Below are 15,558 nucleotides of genomic sequence, written 5' to 3' on the forward strand. Positions count from 1 at the left end.
TCAGAAGCTGTAGTCCGCCGTGACCTTCCAGGCGCGGCCCAGCACATCCGCCAGGCTGGTGATGTAGCCCGTGTAGATGGTGTTGGACGTGACCGGCGGGTTGGCGTTGGTGAAGTTGTTGACCGCCAGGCCGAGCTTGAGCCCCTTGAAGCCCGAGTAGGCGACGCTGGCCCCGTACTGGCTGTAGGGGCTGACGCGCGTGATGGTGGAGCCGGCGCGCGGCGTGAGGTCGGTCAGCGCGGTGTTGTAGCGCACCGAGAGCAGGCCCGACCACGGGCCGTTGCGCAGGCCCACTGAGGCCGTGTGCTTCCAGCGCGGGTTGATCTGCGGCATGCCGGCCAGGCCGGAGTTGACGCCGGCACCGCCATAGCGGGCGTCGTTGGTGATGATGCCGACGTTGCTCAGCATCTCGCCGCCCTTCTCGGCGCTGAAGCGATAGCTCTCGTAGTAGGTGCCGTCCAGCATGAAGCTGAGTTCGCCGATGGGCGCCGTCACGCGGTAGGCCATGGACAGGTCCAGGCCACGGATGCTGGTGTCGCCGCGGTTGGCCTGGCTGGCGACGATGTAGTCGATGGTGCCGTCGGCCTTGCGGATGATGTTGGTCGCGTACTTGGCCGGCTGCTGCTGCACCTCGGCGATGGCCACGGCGCCCAGCATGTCGGTCAGCTTGATGCCCCAGTAGTCGGCTGTCAGCAGCAGGCCCTTGGTGGGCTCCAGCGCCAGGCCCAGCGTCCAGCCCTTGGACTTCTCGGGCTTGAGGAAGCTGTTGTCGGGCGACTTGGTCCAGTAGTTCATCGTCTGGTTGCAGACCTGGTCGCGCGTGAAGCCGTTGACCGGGTTGCCGGTGTTGGCGACGGTGGGCGTCGCGCTCGGGCACAGCACCGGGTCGTCCATCACCTGGGTGCGAACCTCGGGCGTCGGGTTCTGGATGTCCATGATGGACGGTGCCCGGAAGCCCGTGTTGGCCGAGGCACGCAGCACCAGTTGGTCCAGGGCCTGGTAGCGGGCCGACAGCTTGGGGTTGACCGTCGTCGTCTTGAGGTCGCTGTAGGTGTCGGAGCGCACCGCGGCGTTGAAGCTCAGCCGCTTGGTGACGGGCGCGTCCACCTCGATGACCGCCGACTTGATGTTGCGGCCAAGGTCGCGCGCCACGCCGGTGGGCGTCTCACCGACGAGGTCGTGCTTGGTGACGTTGCCGAAGGCGTCGATGGCATAGCTGCCGTTGGCGTTCTTGGCGACATAGTCCAGCGGAGCGGCTTCGACCTTGGCCGAGTCGCGGCGCACTTCGCCGGTCACCGCCACCACCAACGGGCCGCCGGAGAGCTCCATCAGCGAGCGTGTCAGCGTCGCGTCCACGCTGCGGTTGTAGGCGCGGTTGACGCGGTAGCTGTAGTCGCTGGCCTCGATGCTGCGGAGGTACTCCAGGCCTTCGGCGTCCTGGAGGCCGAAAGGATTCAGGATGCCCTTGGTGAAGCCTTCCTGGGCCTTGGAGTAGAGGATGTAGCCGGCGCCGGCGCGGGTGTCGCGGAGCGACCGGCCGTAGTTCAGGCCGACGCGGTAATCGAAGCCGGCCACCGTGCCCTCTGCGCTCAGCACCAGGCGGTCATTGGTCTGCTCGTCGTTGCGGTAGGCCGAGCCGAGTTCGGCCGGGCCCCAGACGAAGAAGATCGTCCGGTTGTTCATGTTCAGGTCGGTGACCGCGCCGGGCGTCTTGGCCGCGTCGAGGAACATCGCCGGCGAGTTGGCACCGGTGTTGCTGCCCACCACCTTGACGGCCGGCGTGATGCCTTTGCCGGGGTAGAACTTGCTGGTGGCCGGCATGCTGTAGGTGGTGGCCGGCGCCGTGCCGGCGGGCACCTGCATGCCGCGGTACTTCTGCACGTTGAACTTGCTGTGCAGGCCTTCCAGCGTCAGCGCGTGGTCGTTGTTGATCTTCCAGCTCAGCTTGCCGTAGACGTTGGTGATCTCGCTGCCGTCGGTGATGGCGTCGTAGTAGTTGGGGTTGCGGTAGCAGCCGGCGTTCGAATAGGTGGCCGGCGTGGCGACGCTGCCGGCGCCCAGGGTGGGCAGCGAGTAAGGCGCCGCGCAACCGGTCGCATAGGCCGGGTTGTAGTTGGAGTTGGCGCCCGTCGCGAAGCCGAAGTTGGCAATCGGGCTGGGGTTCTTGTTGTCCGGCACCAGGCCCAGGCCCATGGCCGACAGCACCGAGTAGTCGTACAGCTCCGGGCGGTCGATCTTGAACAGGGCCGACTTGCGCTGGTGGTCCAGCGAAATATAGGCATTCCAGCCATCGGCATTGAGATCGCCGGTGCCGACGATGGCGCCGATGGCCTTGGTCTCGCCACCGCCGGAATGCTCGGGCTGGTTCCACTCGGCCTTGACGCGCGCGCCCTTGAAATTGTTGAAGGTCCAGAAGTTCTGCACGCCGCCGATGGCGTCAGAGCCGTAGATGGACGAGGCGCCGTCACGCAGCGTCTCGGCGCGGTCCAGCGCCATGCGGGGAATGACGTTGACGGAGACGTACTGGTCCTGCAGCGGCTCGTTGGCCATGCGGCGGCCGTTCAGCAGCGTCAGCGTGCGCATCGGGCCCAGGCCGCGCAGATTGAGCATCGGCCCGGCCGCGCCGCTGTTGGTGCCCAGGGACAGGGACTGCGGCATTTCCAGCACCAGGTCCTTCAGCTCGGTGTGGCCGCGCGCCTCGAGCTCCTCGGACTTGATGACCGACACCGGCAGCGCCGTCTCGCCGGCCAGGCGCTTGATGGAGGAGCCGGTGATCTGGATGCGCTCCAGCGTCGCGGGGGCGTCAGTGCTCTGCGCCTGGGCAGCAGCGCACAGGCTCAGCACGGCGCTGGCGCACAGGGTCAGGCGGGCGGGGAATGGCAGGGTCTTGATGCTCATGGGGTCTCCTGGTGTCTTGTGTGTTTGGCCCGGCCCGGTCAGGGCGCGGGCACCCAGCCGCCGGGCGCACCGGTGGCGATGGTCGAGTTCTGGAAGATGTCGGCGCGGTTGGTCAGGCCGGTGGACGAGCCGAGGGGCTTGGCCAGCACGAGGTTGGTGGCCACGTTGTTGACCTTGACCGAGGCCACGCCCAGACGCGCACTGACGTCCAGCGGGGCGCCGTTCAGGTCCATGCTGCCGAACTCGCGCCAGCCCACCGTGTCGGTGGTGCCGCCGTCGGCCGTGCCGGCCCAGGACGGCGGGTTGCTGCCGCAGCCGCCGGTGCCGACACCGGTCTTGCTGGTGCCGGTGCCCACGCACCAGCCGGCGGGCAGGATGTGCGAGCCCATCCTGGTGTTCACGAAGGCGATGTGGTCGATATAGGTCGTCGCCGTCGTGCCGCCGCTGCGCGCCAGATAGGCCTGGCTGACGGCGGGTTCGGCCGTGAGGCGGCTGTTCAGGAAGACAAAGCCCTTGTCGCCCGCCGTGGCGCGCGACTGCAGGATGAAGCCGGCCGAACTGCTGCTCGTGTCGGCCACCGAGCGGATCTCGCAATCCTCGAACAGGCTGGCCATCACGCTGCCCCAGATGAAGTCGACGTTGCCGGCCACCAGGGACTGGTAGAACCAGTTGTAGCCCTTGAGCTGCAGCGTGTCCTGCTGGCTATAGAAATTCATCTGCTTGGCCACGAGGCGCGCGGCCGCGGCCGTCGTGCTGGTGTTGAAGTAGATGGCCTCGGCCTGGTTGTCCCAGCTGCTGCTGCGCACATGGGGGTTCTGCAGCGTGAAGTTCTGCAGCGTCAGCAGGTCGGCCGTCTCGACGAGCAGGGATGCGCGGCCGCCGCCCAGCACGCGATGGCCCAAGGTCTTGCCCGAGGTGCTCAGCGCCGCGCCTGCGGATGCGCTGCTGGCACCGCTGCCCGAGTTCAGCGACTCGAAGTTGACGTCGCCCACCACCACCCCATCGCGGCTCTCGCCGACGATGCTCAGGTTGGACACCTTGCGCAGGATGTTGAGCTCGGGATAGCTGCCATTGCCCAGGTGGATGGTCTTGGCCGTCGCGACGGTGTTGCAGCCGTTGGCGGGCGGGCTGTTCGTCGAGCAGTTCTTCATGACCCAGTTCAGCGCGCCCTGCAGGGTGCGGAAGTCGGCCGTCGTGCCGCTGTCGTCGACGTTGAGGTTGGTGAAGCTGGCCGGTGCGGCGCGGGTCGTGAACTTCCAGTTGTCGGCCTTGGCGATGCCGGCGAAGGCAGCGCCCTTGATGCTGCCGCTCAACACCGAGGCGTCCATCGTCACGTAATAGGCCGTGCCGAAGTCCAGCTTGTTGCTGTGCAGCTTGATCGTGGCCTTGGCCCCGCTGACGCTGACCGGGCGGTACCAGACATAGCGCGCGAACGTGGCGCCATCGGGCATGGCACCCAGGCCGAGGGCGTCGATCTCGAGGTTGGTGCGGGCGAGCACGACCTGGGTGTCGCTGGCGGACGGCGCGCTGCTGACATCAATGCTGTCCACCAGCACGTCGTCGCTCGCGCGATAGACATTGACCTTGCCCGCCGTGCCGATGGCGGGCGGCGCGTCGAAGGACAGCGACAGGCGCGTGTCGGTGTGGACATTGGTCTCGTTCGCGGCCGGCGAGCGGGTGCCGCCGACGTCACTGACGTTGCCGCTGCCGCTGATCTGCGTCGTCACCTTGCCGGCACCGGCCAGAGCCAGCGCATTGGCCTTGACCAGGGCCGTCGGCCGCGGCTTGAAGACATAGCCCGGCGTGAAGGCCGTGCCCGGCTGCACCGTGCAGGCGCCCAGGGGCGCACCGTTGAGGAGGGAGCCACTGTCCTGGAAAGCGCCGCTGTGGTCGGAGCTCGGGTAGCTGACGACGCTGTCGCAGCCCGTTGCGCCGTCGATGGCGAAGACATTGGCGTGCGACAGCACATTGCCCTGCTTGCCGATGCCGATGCTGTACGAGTGCGGATAGGGGTTGGCCGTCTTGCTGCCGACGAAGTAGTTGTTGAAGACGTGGACCTGGCCGAAGCGCACGCGCGGCACGCGCTGGGTCACGCCGTTGAAGACGTTGTTGGCGATGGTGATGCGCAGCTTGCCGAGGTCGCTGGTGAGACTGTCGGAGCCGCCGATCAGCATGCTCTTGTCATGCGCCGTGACGACGTTGTAGGAGACGGTGATCAGGTCCGCCCCCTTGGTGATGTCGATGGCACCGTCGTGGCACTGCTTGGTCTTGCCGTTCTCGACCGGCAGCGTGTCGTCGGTGACGGGCGTGTCGGTGATGGTGTTGCGGTCGATCCAGACCTGGGTGGCGGTGACGATGCCGATGGCGTCGTACTGCGAATTCCAGTTGCCCAGGGCGCCATCGGTCGGGTCCCAGATCGGGCCGACGTCGCAGGGCGCGACGAGGTGCAGATTGCGCACGATGACCTGGCTGACACTGGTGATGTCTATCCAGGCGTTGACGAAGCCGGCGCCGGGGCCTTCACCGATCAGCGTGGTGTTGCTCGTCAGCTTGACGCGTGCCCTCACCTTCTGGTCGGCCGTGTTCGCGAAGGGCGTGCCCTCGGTCATGTCGATGGTGCCGGCCACCTTGATGATCTTGGCCGCATTGGCGCCGTTGGCCAGCGCGTTCAGCAGCTCGGCGCGGTTGTGCACCGTGTAGATGTGCTCGGGCGTGGCGGCGCTGCCGCCGACGGTGCCGGCGCCCCAGCCGTCGCTGGGCGCCGTCTGCTGGGCGATGTCGACGGCCTGGGCCTGCAGGCCGAAGGCCAGCAGCGCGAGGCCACCAAGGCGTTGCAAGCGTTTCATGCGGCCCTCCTCGTGCGGCGCAGGGCAACCAGCCCCAGGCCCGCCCCCAGCAGCGCGAGGCTGGAGGGCTCGGGCACGGCCGCGGCGCTGACGGCGAGCTGCGTCGTGAAGCTGCCGAACTCGCCCGTGAAGTTGACGTTGCTCAGCGTCAGGCTGACGGTGTGCGGGTCCAGCAGTTGCAGGCTGACGTTGCCGCCGGCAACCCCGGTCATGTCCAGCGCCGTGAAGCCGGTGATGGGAGCGCTCAAGCCCGCGAAGCTGAAGGTCAGCGTGTAGCTGCCAGCCAGGCTGCTGAAGCCGGTGTTGTTCCAGACCTGCACATGGCCGTCGCTGAAGAAATCGATGCCTACCGCGGAGTCGCCCGTCAGGAACTCCAGGTCGGCCGCGGCCAGCGCGGTGGTGTTGCTGCCCGCCACGTTCTCGAAGTCATGGTCCAGGCCCAGCAGCGACGTGCTGGCGCCGCTGGCCTGACCCGTGATGAGGGTGCCGGCCGGCAGGCCGTTGGCCGCCTGGGCAGTGATCGTGGCCAGCCATGCGGCGGCTGCGACCGCGAGGGTCCTGAAGGTCTTCATGAATGTCTCCGGGGTGAGGCCGGTCTCGCCACAGGGCGGCCGGCTCTTCTTCGGGATCAGGAGACCTGCAGGGTCCCGCAAGCGAAAAAGGGCACAGACGACAGGTCCGTGCCCTTGCTGGGTCTAGGCCATGGGCGGCTTAGAACTTGTAGCGACCACCGACGATGAATTCACGGCCGGTGTAGTTGTTGGTGACGACGTTGTTCATCGCGCGGGAGATGAACTGGTCGTTGGCCTGGTTGGTCAGGTTGCTGGCCTCGAAGGTCAACTGCAGTTGCTTGTTGAGCTGGTAGCCCATCGACAGGTCGACGTTGAAGGTCTTGTTCTTGCCCGCCACGTCCTGGTTGTTGCCGGCCGGGATGGTGGTCAGGAAGGCCGAGCGCGCCGAGCTCGACACGCGACCGCTGAAGGTGCCGTCGTCGTAGTAGACCGACAGGTTCCAGGAGCGCGGCGACAGGTTGACGAGGTCTTCACGCACGGTGGCAGCGCCGACCGCGGCCGAGATCACATAGTCCATCTTGGACTTGACCTGCGTGTAGTTGGCCAGCAGGCCGAAGTTCTTGCCCCAGCCCGGCAGGAAGCTGAAGGGCTGCTGCACATTGATCTCGAAGCCGCTGAGCTTGCCGCCGGGGGTGTTGACGGGCGCACTGACGAGGAAGATTTCATCGCCAGTGAAGTTGCTCGGCAGCAGCGACATCGGCAGGCCGGTCTGGTTGTAGGGCACGTTGCGGCCCTGCGTCAGCACATAGCTCTTGATGGTCTTCTGGAACAGGCCCAGGCCGATGAAGCCGTTCTTGGAGTGGTACCACTCGACGCTGGCATCCAGCGTGGTGGCGCGGAACGGGTCCAGGGACGGGTTGCCACCGGTGTAGCTCAGCGTGCCGGTGGTGGACAGCGTGCCGCCCGGGTTCAGGTTCTGCAGCGGCGGGCGCGACATGACCTTGGCCGCCGCGGCACGCACGATCAGGTCCTTGGCCAGGTTGACCGAGAGGTTGGCCGAGGGCAGCCAGTCGTTGTAGTTGCGGGTTGCCGTCACGGCGCTGCCGCCGCCGGTGGCCAGGTAGCCGCTGGCCTCGATGGAGGTCTTGACGTAGCGGGTGCCGAGGTTGCCGCGCACGGGCATGCCGCCCAGGCGGGTCTCGAAGTCGGCCATCAGCCAGGTGCCGGTGTCGGTCTCGAGGATGGCACGGTTGCCGCCGCGGGCGCTGCCGTTGGTGATGGAGGTCAGCGTGAAGTCGCCGGGGCCGCCAGCCGGGCCGGTCTTCAGGCAGTTGCAGTAGATGTCATAGGCCGCGGCGATGGCGTCCAGGTTGGGGATGACCCAGGACGTGATGGAGCCGCCCGGCAGGTTCTGGCCCTTGCCGAAACCGGTCAGCGTCGTCACAAGGCTGGCCGGGTCCACGCCGGTGGGCAGCGTGTTCATCGTCTCCACCGTGCGACGGATGTCGTAGCTGGTGAACTTGAACTGCTTGTAACTGACGCCACCCTTGAGCGTCAGCGCGTCGGGAATGATTTCCCAGGCCAGGTCGGCGGTCAGCACGTCCTGGCGGTTGGTCACGCCGTTGGGGCGGATGCGGATTTCGCTGGGCGTGAAGTTGGCGATGGAGGTCGCGCCGACCGGCACGCCGTAGATCTTCAGCGCGCCGTTGGCATCGGCGGGGTTCAGGTTGCCATAGCCGAGCAGCGGCGCGCGGTCGTCGCCGCGGGCGTCGAACACATAGCCGTTGACGTTGGGAGCGTCCAGCGTCGTCGTCGTCTGGATGGGGTTCTTGAACTTGGACGTGGCGCGGCCACCGCGCAGCGTCAGCTTGATGGACTCGCCGATGTCCTGCTCCACCGTCACCGTGGGCTGGTTGAACTCCGTGCTGAGCTTGTCGAAACGCGACTCGGCACGCACGTCGACGCCGTTGAACTTGCCATAGAGCATCTGGCCGCTGGGCGCGAACTGCGCCTCGACGACGCTGGTCTGCTGCTTACCGCCGGCCGACAGCGCGCGGCTGAAGGAGATGGCTTCCAGGAAGTCTTCCTGGCGGGTGGCGTCGAGCTTGGAATACAGCATGTCCAAGGTCACCAGCATGGTGTCCGACGGACGGACCTGGATGGAGCCGGTCAGGCCGACGCGCTCCTGGTCATGCGTGAGGCGGCCGTAGCGCGGCAGGCGCGGGTGGAAGTTGGTGGCCTTGCTGGCCTCGTTGTAGGCCGCCAGGTTTTCCGGCGTGTTGGGCAGGCGCGGCACACCCTGGGCGGCCGGGCCGCAGGTGGTGGCGGTGGAGCCGGTGGGCAGGTTGGCGGTCACGCCCTGCGGGGGGCACCAGCCGCTGAAGGTGTTGCCGCTGGACGGGCCGTTGTCCCAGCGCACGGTGCTGAAGCCTTCCTCGTAGACCTTGCGCTTGGAATAGGCACCCGACAGCAGCATGCCGATCTTGCCGTCGGCAAAGGTGTTGGAGATCAGGAAGGCGGCCTTGGGCGTGGTCTTGCCTTGGAGGTCGTTGTAGGTGCCCTTGACGGACACGGCGGCCGCGAACTTCTTCAGGTCGAAGGGGCGGGCCGTCTGCAGGTCGATGGTGGCACCCAGCGACCCTTCGTCGACGTCGGCAGAGCTGCTCTTGCGCACGGTCAGCGAGTTGAAGAGGTCGGCGGCGAAGACGTTGAAGTCGAAGGCGCGGGTGCGGTTGGCGCCGCCGGAGCTGTCGGTGCCGCCGGTGGTGGCCAGGGCCTCGATGCCGTTGATGCGGGTGCGGGCGAAGTCGCCGCCCAGGCCGCGCACGGTGATGTTGCGGCCTTCGCCGGCGTCACGGTCGATGACGACGCCCGGGATGCGCTGCAGGGACTCGGCGAGGTTGGTGTCCGGGAACTTGCCCATGTCCTCGGCCTTGATGACATCGACGATGCCCTTGTCCTGGCGCTTGGCGTTCAGCGCGCTCTCCAGCGAGGCGCGGATGCCGGTGACGGTCACCGTCTCAAGCGAATTGGCAGGCGCGGTCTGGGCCCAGGCGGGTGCGGCGGACAGCGCGACGAGGGTGGCGGCCAGAGCCACCGGGCTCAGTGCCTGGCGGTGGGACGGACGGAATGCGGGCATGTGATGTCTCCTGGTGCAAGGTCATCTGAGCGCTGTCGGCGCCGATGGCTCTCGGGTTATGCAAGGCTTTGGGGACCCGGGCGCACGCAGGGCACCCGTCGATTTCTATGGCCGGCGACGCTGCAGTGCGAGCGCCGGTTCGATCACCGCGACGACGCAAGGCCGTCGCGGCAAGAGGAAAACTGAGCCAGTCGCGCAGCGCCGTCATCGAGGAAACAGAGGCTCTTGACGGGCTGTGTAAAGGTCTGTTGTGGACGATGATAGGCGGAACATGCAAAAATCGGAACATCGGTTCACTAATTAGAAACCATGATTCCGCAACACTTGCGCCCTGCCTAAAGTCGTGGCATCGGCAAAAGTGGAACTGCGTTTCAACAAACTGAACCACCCGGCCAAGACCCCGCTCACATCGGAAGCAACGAACCATGGTGCTCAACAACTTCAACCTGGCCGGCAAGACGGCCATCGTCACCGGCTGCAACACGGGCCTGGGTCAGGGCATGGCGCTGGCGCTGGCCGAGGCGGGGGCCGACATCGTCGGCGTCAACGTCTCCGACCCGGACGAGACCAAGGCCGGCGTGGAAAAGCTGGGCCGGCGTTTCCTGGACCTGCGCGCCAACCTGTCCGACGTGTCGGCCATCCCCGACCTCGTCGCCCAGGCCAAGGCCTTCACCGGCGCGGTGCACATCCTGGTCAACAACGCCGGCATCATTCGCCGCGAAGACGCCATCAAGTTCTCCGAGGCGGACTGGGACGACGTCATGGACCTGAACCTGAAGTCGGTGTTCTTCCTGTCCCAGGCCGTGGCCAAGCAATACATGGCCCAGGGCAGCGGCGGCAAGATCATCAACATCGCGTCGATGCTGAGCTTCCAGGGCGGCGTGCGCGTGCCGTCGTACACGGCGAGCAAGAGCGGCGTCATGGGCATCACGCGGCTGATGGCCAACGAGTGGGCCTCGCACGGCATCAACGTGAACGCCATCGCCCCGGGCTATATGGCCACCAACAACACCGCCGCACTGCGTGCCGACGAGCAGCGCAACAGTGCCATCCTGGACCGCATCCCGGCCGGCCGCTGGGGCAAGCCCGATGACCTGGCCGGTCCGGTCGTGTTCCTGGCTTCTCCAGCTTCCGACTATGTGAACGGTTACACCATCGCTGTCGACGGCGGCTGGCTCGCTCGCTGATCCCGCGAGGGCCCCGCCGGCGGTCGCCGCGGGGTTCCAGAATGCGCTGCAGAGGACGCCATGAAAGCCACCGAACGCAAGTTTGAATTCCTCACCCGCGAGGACCCCGACACCGGCGCGCGCGTCACGCGGCTGACGCCGCCGGACGTCACCTGCCACCGCAACTACTTCTATCAGAAGTGCTTCACGAACGACGGCCGCAAGCTGATCTTCGGCGGAGAGTTCGGCCCCAACCCCAGCCCGAACTGGAACTACCACCTGCTCGACCTGGACACGCAGACTGCCATCCAGCTCACCGACGGCGTGGGCGAGAACACCTTCGGCGGCTTTCTGAGCTCCGACGACAGGCACCTCTACTTCGTGCGTGACAAGCGCCAGTTCATCCGCCTGGACCTCGCCACCCTGCGGGAGGAAGTCCTCTACATCGTGCCCGACGCCTGGGTGGGCTATGGCACCTGGGTCAGCAACAGCGCCTGCACCAAGATCGTCGGCATCGAGATCGCCGCCGAGGACTGGTTTGCCCTGAACACCTGGCAGAAGTTCAACGAGATGTTCCACAAGCGGCCGCTGTGCCGCCTGTTCAGCGTAGACCTGACCACAGGCAAGCGCACCGTCATCCTGGAGCAGCGCGGCTGGCTGGGCCACCCGCAATACCGCCCCTTCGACGACAACACCGTCGCCTACTGCCACGAAGGCCCGCACGACCTCATCGACGCGCGCATGTGGTTCATCAACGAGGACGGCACGAACCGCCGCTGCGGCAAGGAGCACCTCGACGGCGAAAGCTGCACGCACGAGTTCTGGGTGCCGGACGGCAGCGCCATGATCTACGTCAGCTACAACGAGAAGTCGCCCGAGCGCTGGATCTACAGCCTGGACCCGGTCACGCTGGAGAACAAGCTGCTGACCGCGATGCCGCAGTGCTCGCACCTGATGAGCAACCACGACGGCACGCTGATCGTCGGCGACGGCTGCGGCAAGGCCAGCAGCGGCGACAACGAGATGCTGGCGGGCGACCCCTATCTGCACCTGTTCGACCTGAAGGCCGGCACCACCCGAACCATCGCCCGCCACGACAGCGGCTGGGACGTCTACAAGGACGACCGCCAGGTCACCCACCCCCACCCCAGCTTCACGCCGGACAACAAGCAGGTGCTGTTCAGCTGCGACAAGGAGCGCGCCAGCGGCGTCGAACCGGCCCTCTACCTGGCCGATCTGTGAAGCTCCTGCTCGCGCTCACGCTGGGCCTGCTCACCACGATGAGCCAGGCCCAGCCGCGCCCGCAGCTCACGCCAGAACAGGCGGCGGCGCACACGACAGCCGCCTACCTCGGCGACTGGAAGCCAGCGCCGCTGGCCGACCTAGGCGCCACGCCGCCGGACTTCATCGTCAAGCCCGGCGAGTCCGTGCAGGCTGCCATCGACAAGGTGCCGGCTGATGGCGGCAAGCGCTGGGTCATCCACATCCAGCCCGGCAGCTACCGCGGGCCCTTGTGCATCAAGGACAAGGCGCCCATCGCCCTCGTCGGCTCGGCGCTGGATGCCGCCGCCGTCGTGCTGGTCGACAACCGCTTCTCCGGCAAGCCCAAAGGCGAGAACGAGCCCGCCCATCCCTGCTGGCCGGAGATTGGCAAGACCACCATCGGCACCAGCGGCAGCACCAGCATGCTGGTGCAGAGCAACGACGTGCAGCTCATCTCGCTGACCATCGCCAACGACGCGATGGACGGCGTGCGCCGCGGCGAGGCCTACCCACCCGGCGTGGGCGAAAGCGGCGGCGCCCAGGCCGTGGCCCTCACGCTGATGGGCGACCGCATCCAGCTCGACAACGTGCGCCTGCTGGGCCACCAGGACACGCTGTACGCCAAGCGTCGCGCGCCCGAAGCCCCCGCTCGCCAGCTCATCCGCCACAGCCTCATCGCCGGCGACGTGGACTTCATCTTCGGCAACGCCGTGCTCGTCATCGAGCACAGCACCATCCTGACCCGCGCCAATCGCCGCACGCCCGGGCACGGCGGCATCATCCTCGCGCCCAGCACGGCGCCCGACGTGACCCAGGGCTTTCTCGTCACGCACAGCCGCCTCGTCGGCGAGCCCGGCATCGCGCCCGGTGCCACTGCACTAGGCCGCGCCTGGGACGCCGGCGTCAAGGCCGGCACGTGGCAGGCCGGCAGCAGCCCCAACGGCGTGGCTGTCGTGCGCGACAGCGAGATCGGCGCCCATGTCGGTCCCTGGTCGGCCAGCACCTCGCGCCGGCCTTTCGACGCCGCCGGCAACCGCCTGAACGAGTTCAACAACAACCGCCCATGAAGCGCCGCCACGTCCTCGCCCTGAGCGCCCTGCCCATCCTGGGCGGCTGCGCAGCCACTGCACCCGCACCGGTCGAACTGCCGCTGGGTTGGGCCGGCGTCGGCAACACCATCGGCGGCGCCAAGGCGATTCCCGAGCACATCTTCGACGTGCACGACCGCGCCGGCCTGGATGCGGCTCTGCGCCTGGGCGACAAGCCCAAGATCATCCGTCTGCACAGCTTCATCGACCTCTGCCCCGGTGGTGTCGAGGCCTTCCGCGACCCCGAGTTCAACTTCGACGCCTTCGACCGCGCCTTCGACCCCGCCACCTGGGGTCGCGACGACCCCAAGGGGCCGCTGGAAGACGCCCGCAAGCGCTCCGAGAAACGCCAGGCCGAGGTCTCCGTCGTGCGCCTGCCGTCCAACACGACGCTGCTGGGCGCTGCGCCAGGCGCAGGCTTCCAGCACGGCATGGTGCTGCTGGACAAGGTCAGCAACATCGTCATCCGCGACCTGCGCTTCTCTGACGCCTACGACCACTTCCCCGCCTGGGAGCCGCGCGACAACGGCCACGGCGAGTGGAACTCGGAGTACGACGGCCTGTCCCTGCGCACCGCCGACCGCGTCTGCGTGGACCACTGCCACTTCGACGACGGCAGCCACCCCGACCATCTCGAACCCATCCGCCTGGGCCGCCGCGTGCAGCACCATGACGGCCTGCTCGACATCACCAACGGCAGCGACCTCGTCACCGTGTCCTGGTGTCGCTTCCAGGCCCATGACAAGACCATGCTGATCGGCAGCAGCGACAGCAAGACCAGCGACGAGGGCAAGCTGCGCGTGACCCTGCACCACAACCATTTCCACGCCTGCAAGGAACGCACGCCGCGCGTACGCTTCGGCCGCGTGCACGTGGTGGCCAACCTGTTCAGCGCCGACCGCGTCGAAGACTTCGGCTACTCCCTGGGCGTCGGCATCCGCTCTCGCCTCTACAGCGAGCACAACCGCTGGGAGCTGCCCGCCTCGATTCAAGCTGACAAGCTGATTCGCCGCCTCAAGGGCAGCGCCTTTTTCGATCACGACAGCCGCCTGAACGGCCGGCCCGTGGACATCCTGGCCGCTTGGGCCGCCGCCCACCCTACCGAGACGCTGTCCGCCGACCTCGGCTGGCGCCCCGACGAGTCCTATGACGCAGCGGCGCTGCGCCCGGCCGGGCTCGATCAACTGGTTGAGCAAATCCGCGCTGGCGCCGGGCCGCGTCGAGCCTGAGTCAGAATCCACACCTCCGCACCCTGAAACAAGCGTCCGAAAGAATCAGAACGATGGATGAAGACATTGGTGATTCAAAGCAACCCGAATCGGTTGCCGCGGTGCTCAAGGTGTTTGCCATCCTGAACGCCCTCGGTGAGCGCAGTGACATCGGTATCACCGACCTCTCGGTGCGCCTGGCCATGCCCAAGGCGACGGTCTACCGTTTCCTGCAGACGATGAAGGGCCTGGGCTATGTGCGCCAGGAGGCCGACAGCGAGCGCTATGGCCTGGCCATGCGCATGTTCGAGATCGGCGCCAAGGCCCTGCCCTCGCCCGAGCTCGTCGACCTCGCCAAGCACCATATGCAGATGCTGGCCGACGCCACCGGCGAGACCGTCCACCTGGGCAGCCTCATCGACAGCGAGATCATCTACATCCACAAGGTCGACTCGCGCCACATGCTGGGCATGTATTCGCGCATCGGCCGCCGCGCGCCACTGCATTGCACCGCCATCGGCAAGGTGCTGATGGCCTGGGAACACCCGGAGCGCCGCGACCGCATCCTGGACGGCGCCAGCTTCCAGCGTTTCCGCGACAAGACCATCACCGAGCGCCCGGCCTTCCTGGCCGAGCTGGCGACGGTCAAGGCGCAAGGCTTCGGCGAGGACCGCGAGGAGTTCGACGACCACATCCGCTGCCTGGGTGTACCCATCTTCGACCGCCTGGGCCAGCCCATCGCCGGCATGAGCGTGTCCTTCCCCACCTTCCGCTTCGACGTGGACAAGGCACCCGAGGTCGTCAAGATGCTGCAGAACGCCAGCAAGGACATCTCCGAGAAGCTGGGTTGCACGGCCTACCCGATCACGATCGGGGCTTGAGTCTGGCGCTCTAGAACGTTGTCGCCCCTGGGACGCAGGGGTCCCTGCCAGGGTGCTTCAATGGCGGCTGTTGTGTGAACAAACAGCCCCCCATGAGCCAAGTCAACCGCCAGATCGTCCTCGCCTCCCGCCCCAAGGGCGAGGTCACACCCGACAACTTCCGCCTCGTCGAAGCGCCGCTCGCCGCGCTGGCCGACGGCCAGGTGCGCGTGCGCAACCACTATCTGAGCCTCGACCCGTATATGCGAGGCCGCATGAACGACAGCAAGAGCTATGCGGCTTCGCAGGCGATTGACGAGGTCATGATCGGCGGCACGGTCGGTGAAGTCGTCGAGTCGAAGAACGCCAACTTTGCCGTCGGCGACAAGGTCGTCGGCATGGGTGGCTGGCAGGAATTCCAGACCGTCGATGCCACGCAGCGCGGCGTGCTGAACAAGGTCGACACCACCCACATCCCGCTGTCCGCCTACCTCGGCTCGGTCGGCATGCCCGGCGTGACGGCCTGGTATGGCCTGATGAAGATCATCAACGTGAAGGCTGGTGAGACGGTCGTCGTC

At 67.0% G+C, this 15,558-nt stretch carries 9 protein-coding genes and 1 pseudogene; 6 read left to right on the top strand and 4 right to left on the bottom strand.

The window, feature by feature from the left end; genetic code table 11:
• From AC1DW3_RS16495 to AC1DW3_RS16510, 4 genes are all read right to left on the bottom strand, one after another.
• Positions 1 to 2,898, bottom strand: coding sequence for a TonB-dependent receptor domain-containing protein (locus tag AC1DW3_RS16495; RefSeq protein ID WP_477932796.1), 2,898 nt, complete (start codon positions 2,896 to 2,898; stop codon positions 1 to 3).
• A 38-nt stretch (positions 2,899 to 2,936) separates the two neighbouring features.
• The gene (locus AC1DW3_RS16500; protein ID WP_477932798.1) at positions 2,937 to 5,744 is read right to left on the bottom strand and encodes a pectinesterase family protein; all 2,808 of its coding nucleotides are present in this window, start codon (positions 5,742 to 5,744) and stop codon (positions 2,937 to 2,939) included.
• The gene (locus AC1DW3_RS16505; RefSeq protein WP_477932800.1) at positions 5,741 to 6,316 is read right to left on the bottom strand and encodes a PEP-CTERM sorting domain-containing protein; all 576 of its coding nucleotides are present in this window, start codon (positions 6,314 to 6,316) and stop codon (positions 5,741 to 5,743) included. The genes AC1DW3_RS16500 and AC1DW3_RS16505 overlap by 4 nt, the downstream gene beginning before the upstream one ends.
• 139 nt (positions 6,317 to 6,455) lie before the next feature.
• Complete coding sequence (locus tag AC1DW3_RS16510; RefSeq protein WP_477932802.1) at positions 6,456 to 9,395, bottom strand: TonB-dependent receptor; 2,940 nt, start codon at positions 9,393 to 9,395, stop codon at positions 6,456 to 6,458.
• 425 nt (positions 9,396 to 9,820) lie between these two features.
• On the opposite strand from AC1DW3_RS16510, the gene kduD reads away from it, so the two are divergent.
• From kduD to AC1DW3_RS16540, 6 genes and pseudogenes are all read left to right on the top strand, one after another.
• A complete protein-coding gene (kduD, locus tag AC1DW3_RS16515) occupies positions 9,821 to 10,582 on the top strand; it encodes a 2-dehydro-3-deoxy-D-gluconate 5-dehydrogenase KduD (protein WP_477932804.1) in 762 nt (253 codons plus the stop codon).
• Between the two features lie 60 nt (positions 10,583 to 10,642).
• The gene (locus tag AC1DW3_RS16520; protein ID WP_477932806.1) at positions 10,643 to 11,803 is read left to right on the top strand and encodes an oligogalacturonate lyase family protein; all 1,161 of its coding nucleotides are present in this window, start codon (positions 10,643 to 10,645) and stop codon (positions 11,801 to 11,803) included.
• On the top strand, positions 11,800 to 12,891 hold the full coding sequence (locus AC1DW3_RS16525; RefSeq protein WP_477932808.1) for a pectinesterase family protein: 1,092 nt from the start codon (positions 11,800 to 11,802) through the stop codon (positions 12,889 to 12,891). The genes AC1DW3_RS16520 and AC1DW3_RS16525 overlap by 4 nt, the downstream gene beginning before the upstream one ends.
• The gene (locus AC1DW3_RS16530; RefSeq protein WP_477932810.1) at positions 12,888 to 14,141 is read left to right on the top strand and encodes a pectate lyase family protein; all 1,254 of its coding nucleotides are present in this window, start codon (positions 12,888 to 12,890) and stop codon (positions 14,139 to 14,141) included. The genes AC1DW3_RS16525 and AC1DW3_RS16530 overlap by 4 nt, the downstream gene beginning before the upstream one ends.
• Positions 14,142 to 14,194: 53 nt before the next feature.
• Positions 14,195 to 15,001 (top strand): DNA-binding transcriptional regulator KdgR, encoded by an 807-nt coding sequence (gene kdgR / locus AC1DW3_RS16535; protein WP_477932812.1) that lies wholly within the window; start codon positions 14,195 to 14,197, stop codon positions 14,999 to 15,001.
• Positions 15,002 to 15,093: 92 nt separating this feature from the next.
• A pseudogene (locus AC1DW3_RS16540) lies at positions 15,094 to 15,558 on the top strand (NADP-dependent oxidoreductase); the annotation flags it as partial.

Source organism: Roseateles sp. P2_H4, assembly GCF_056403315.1.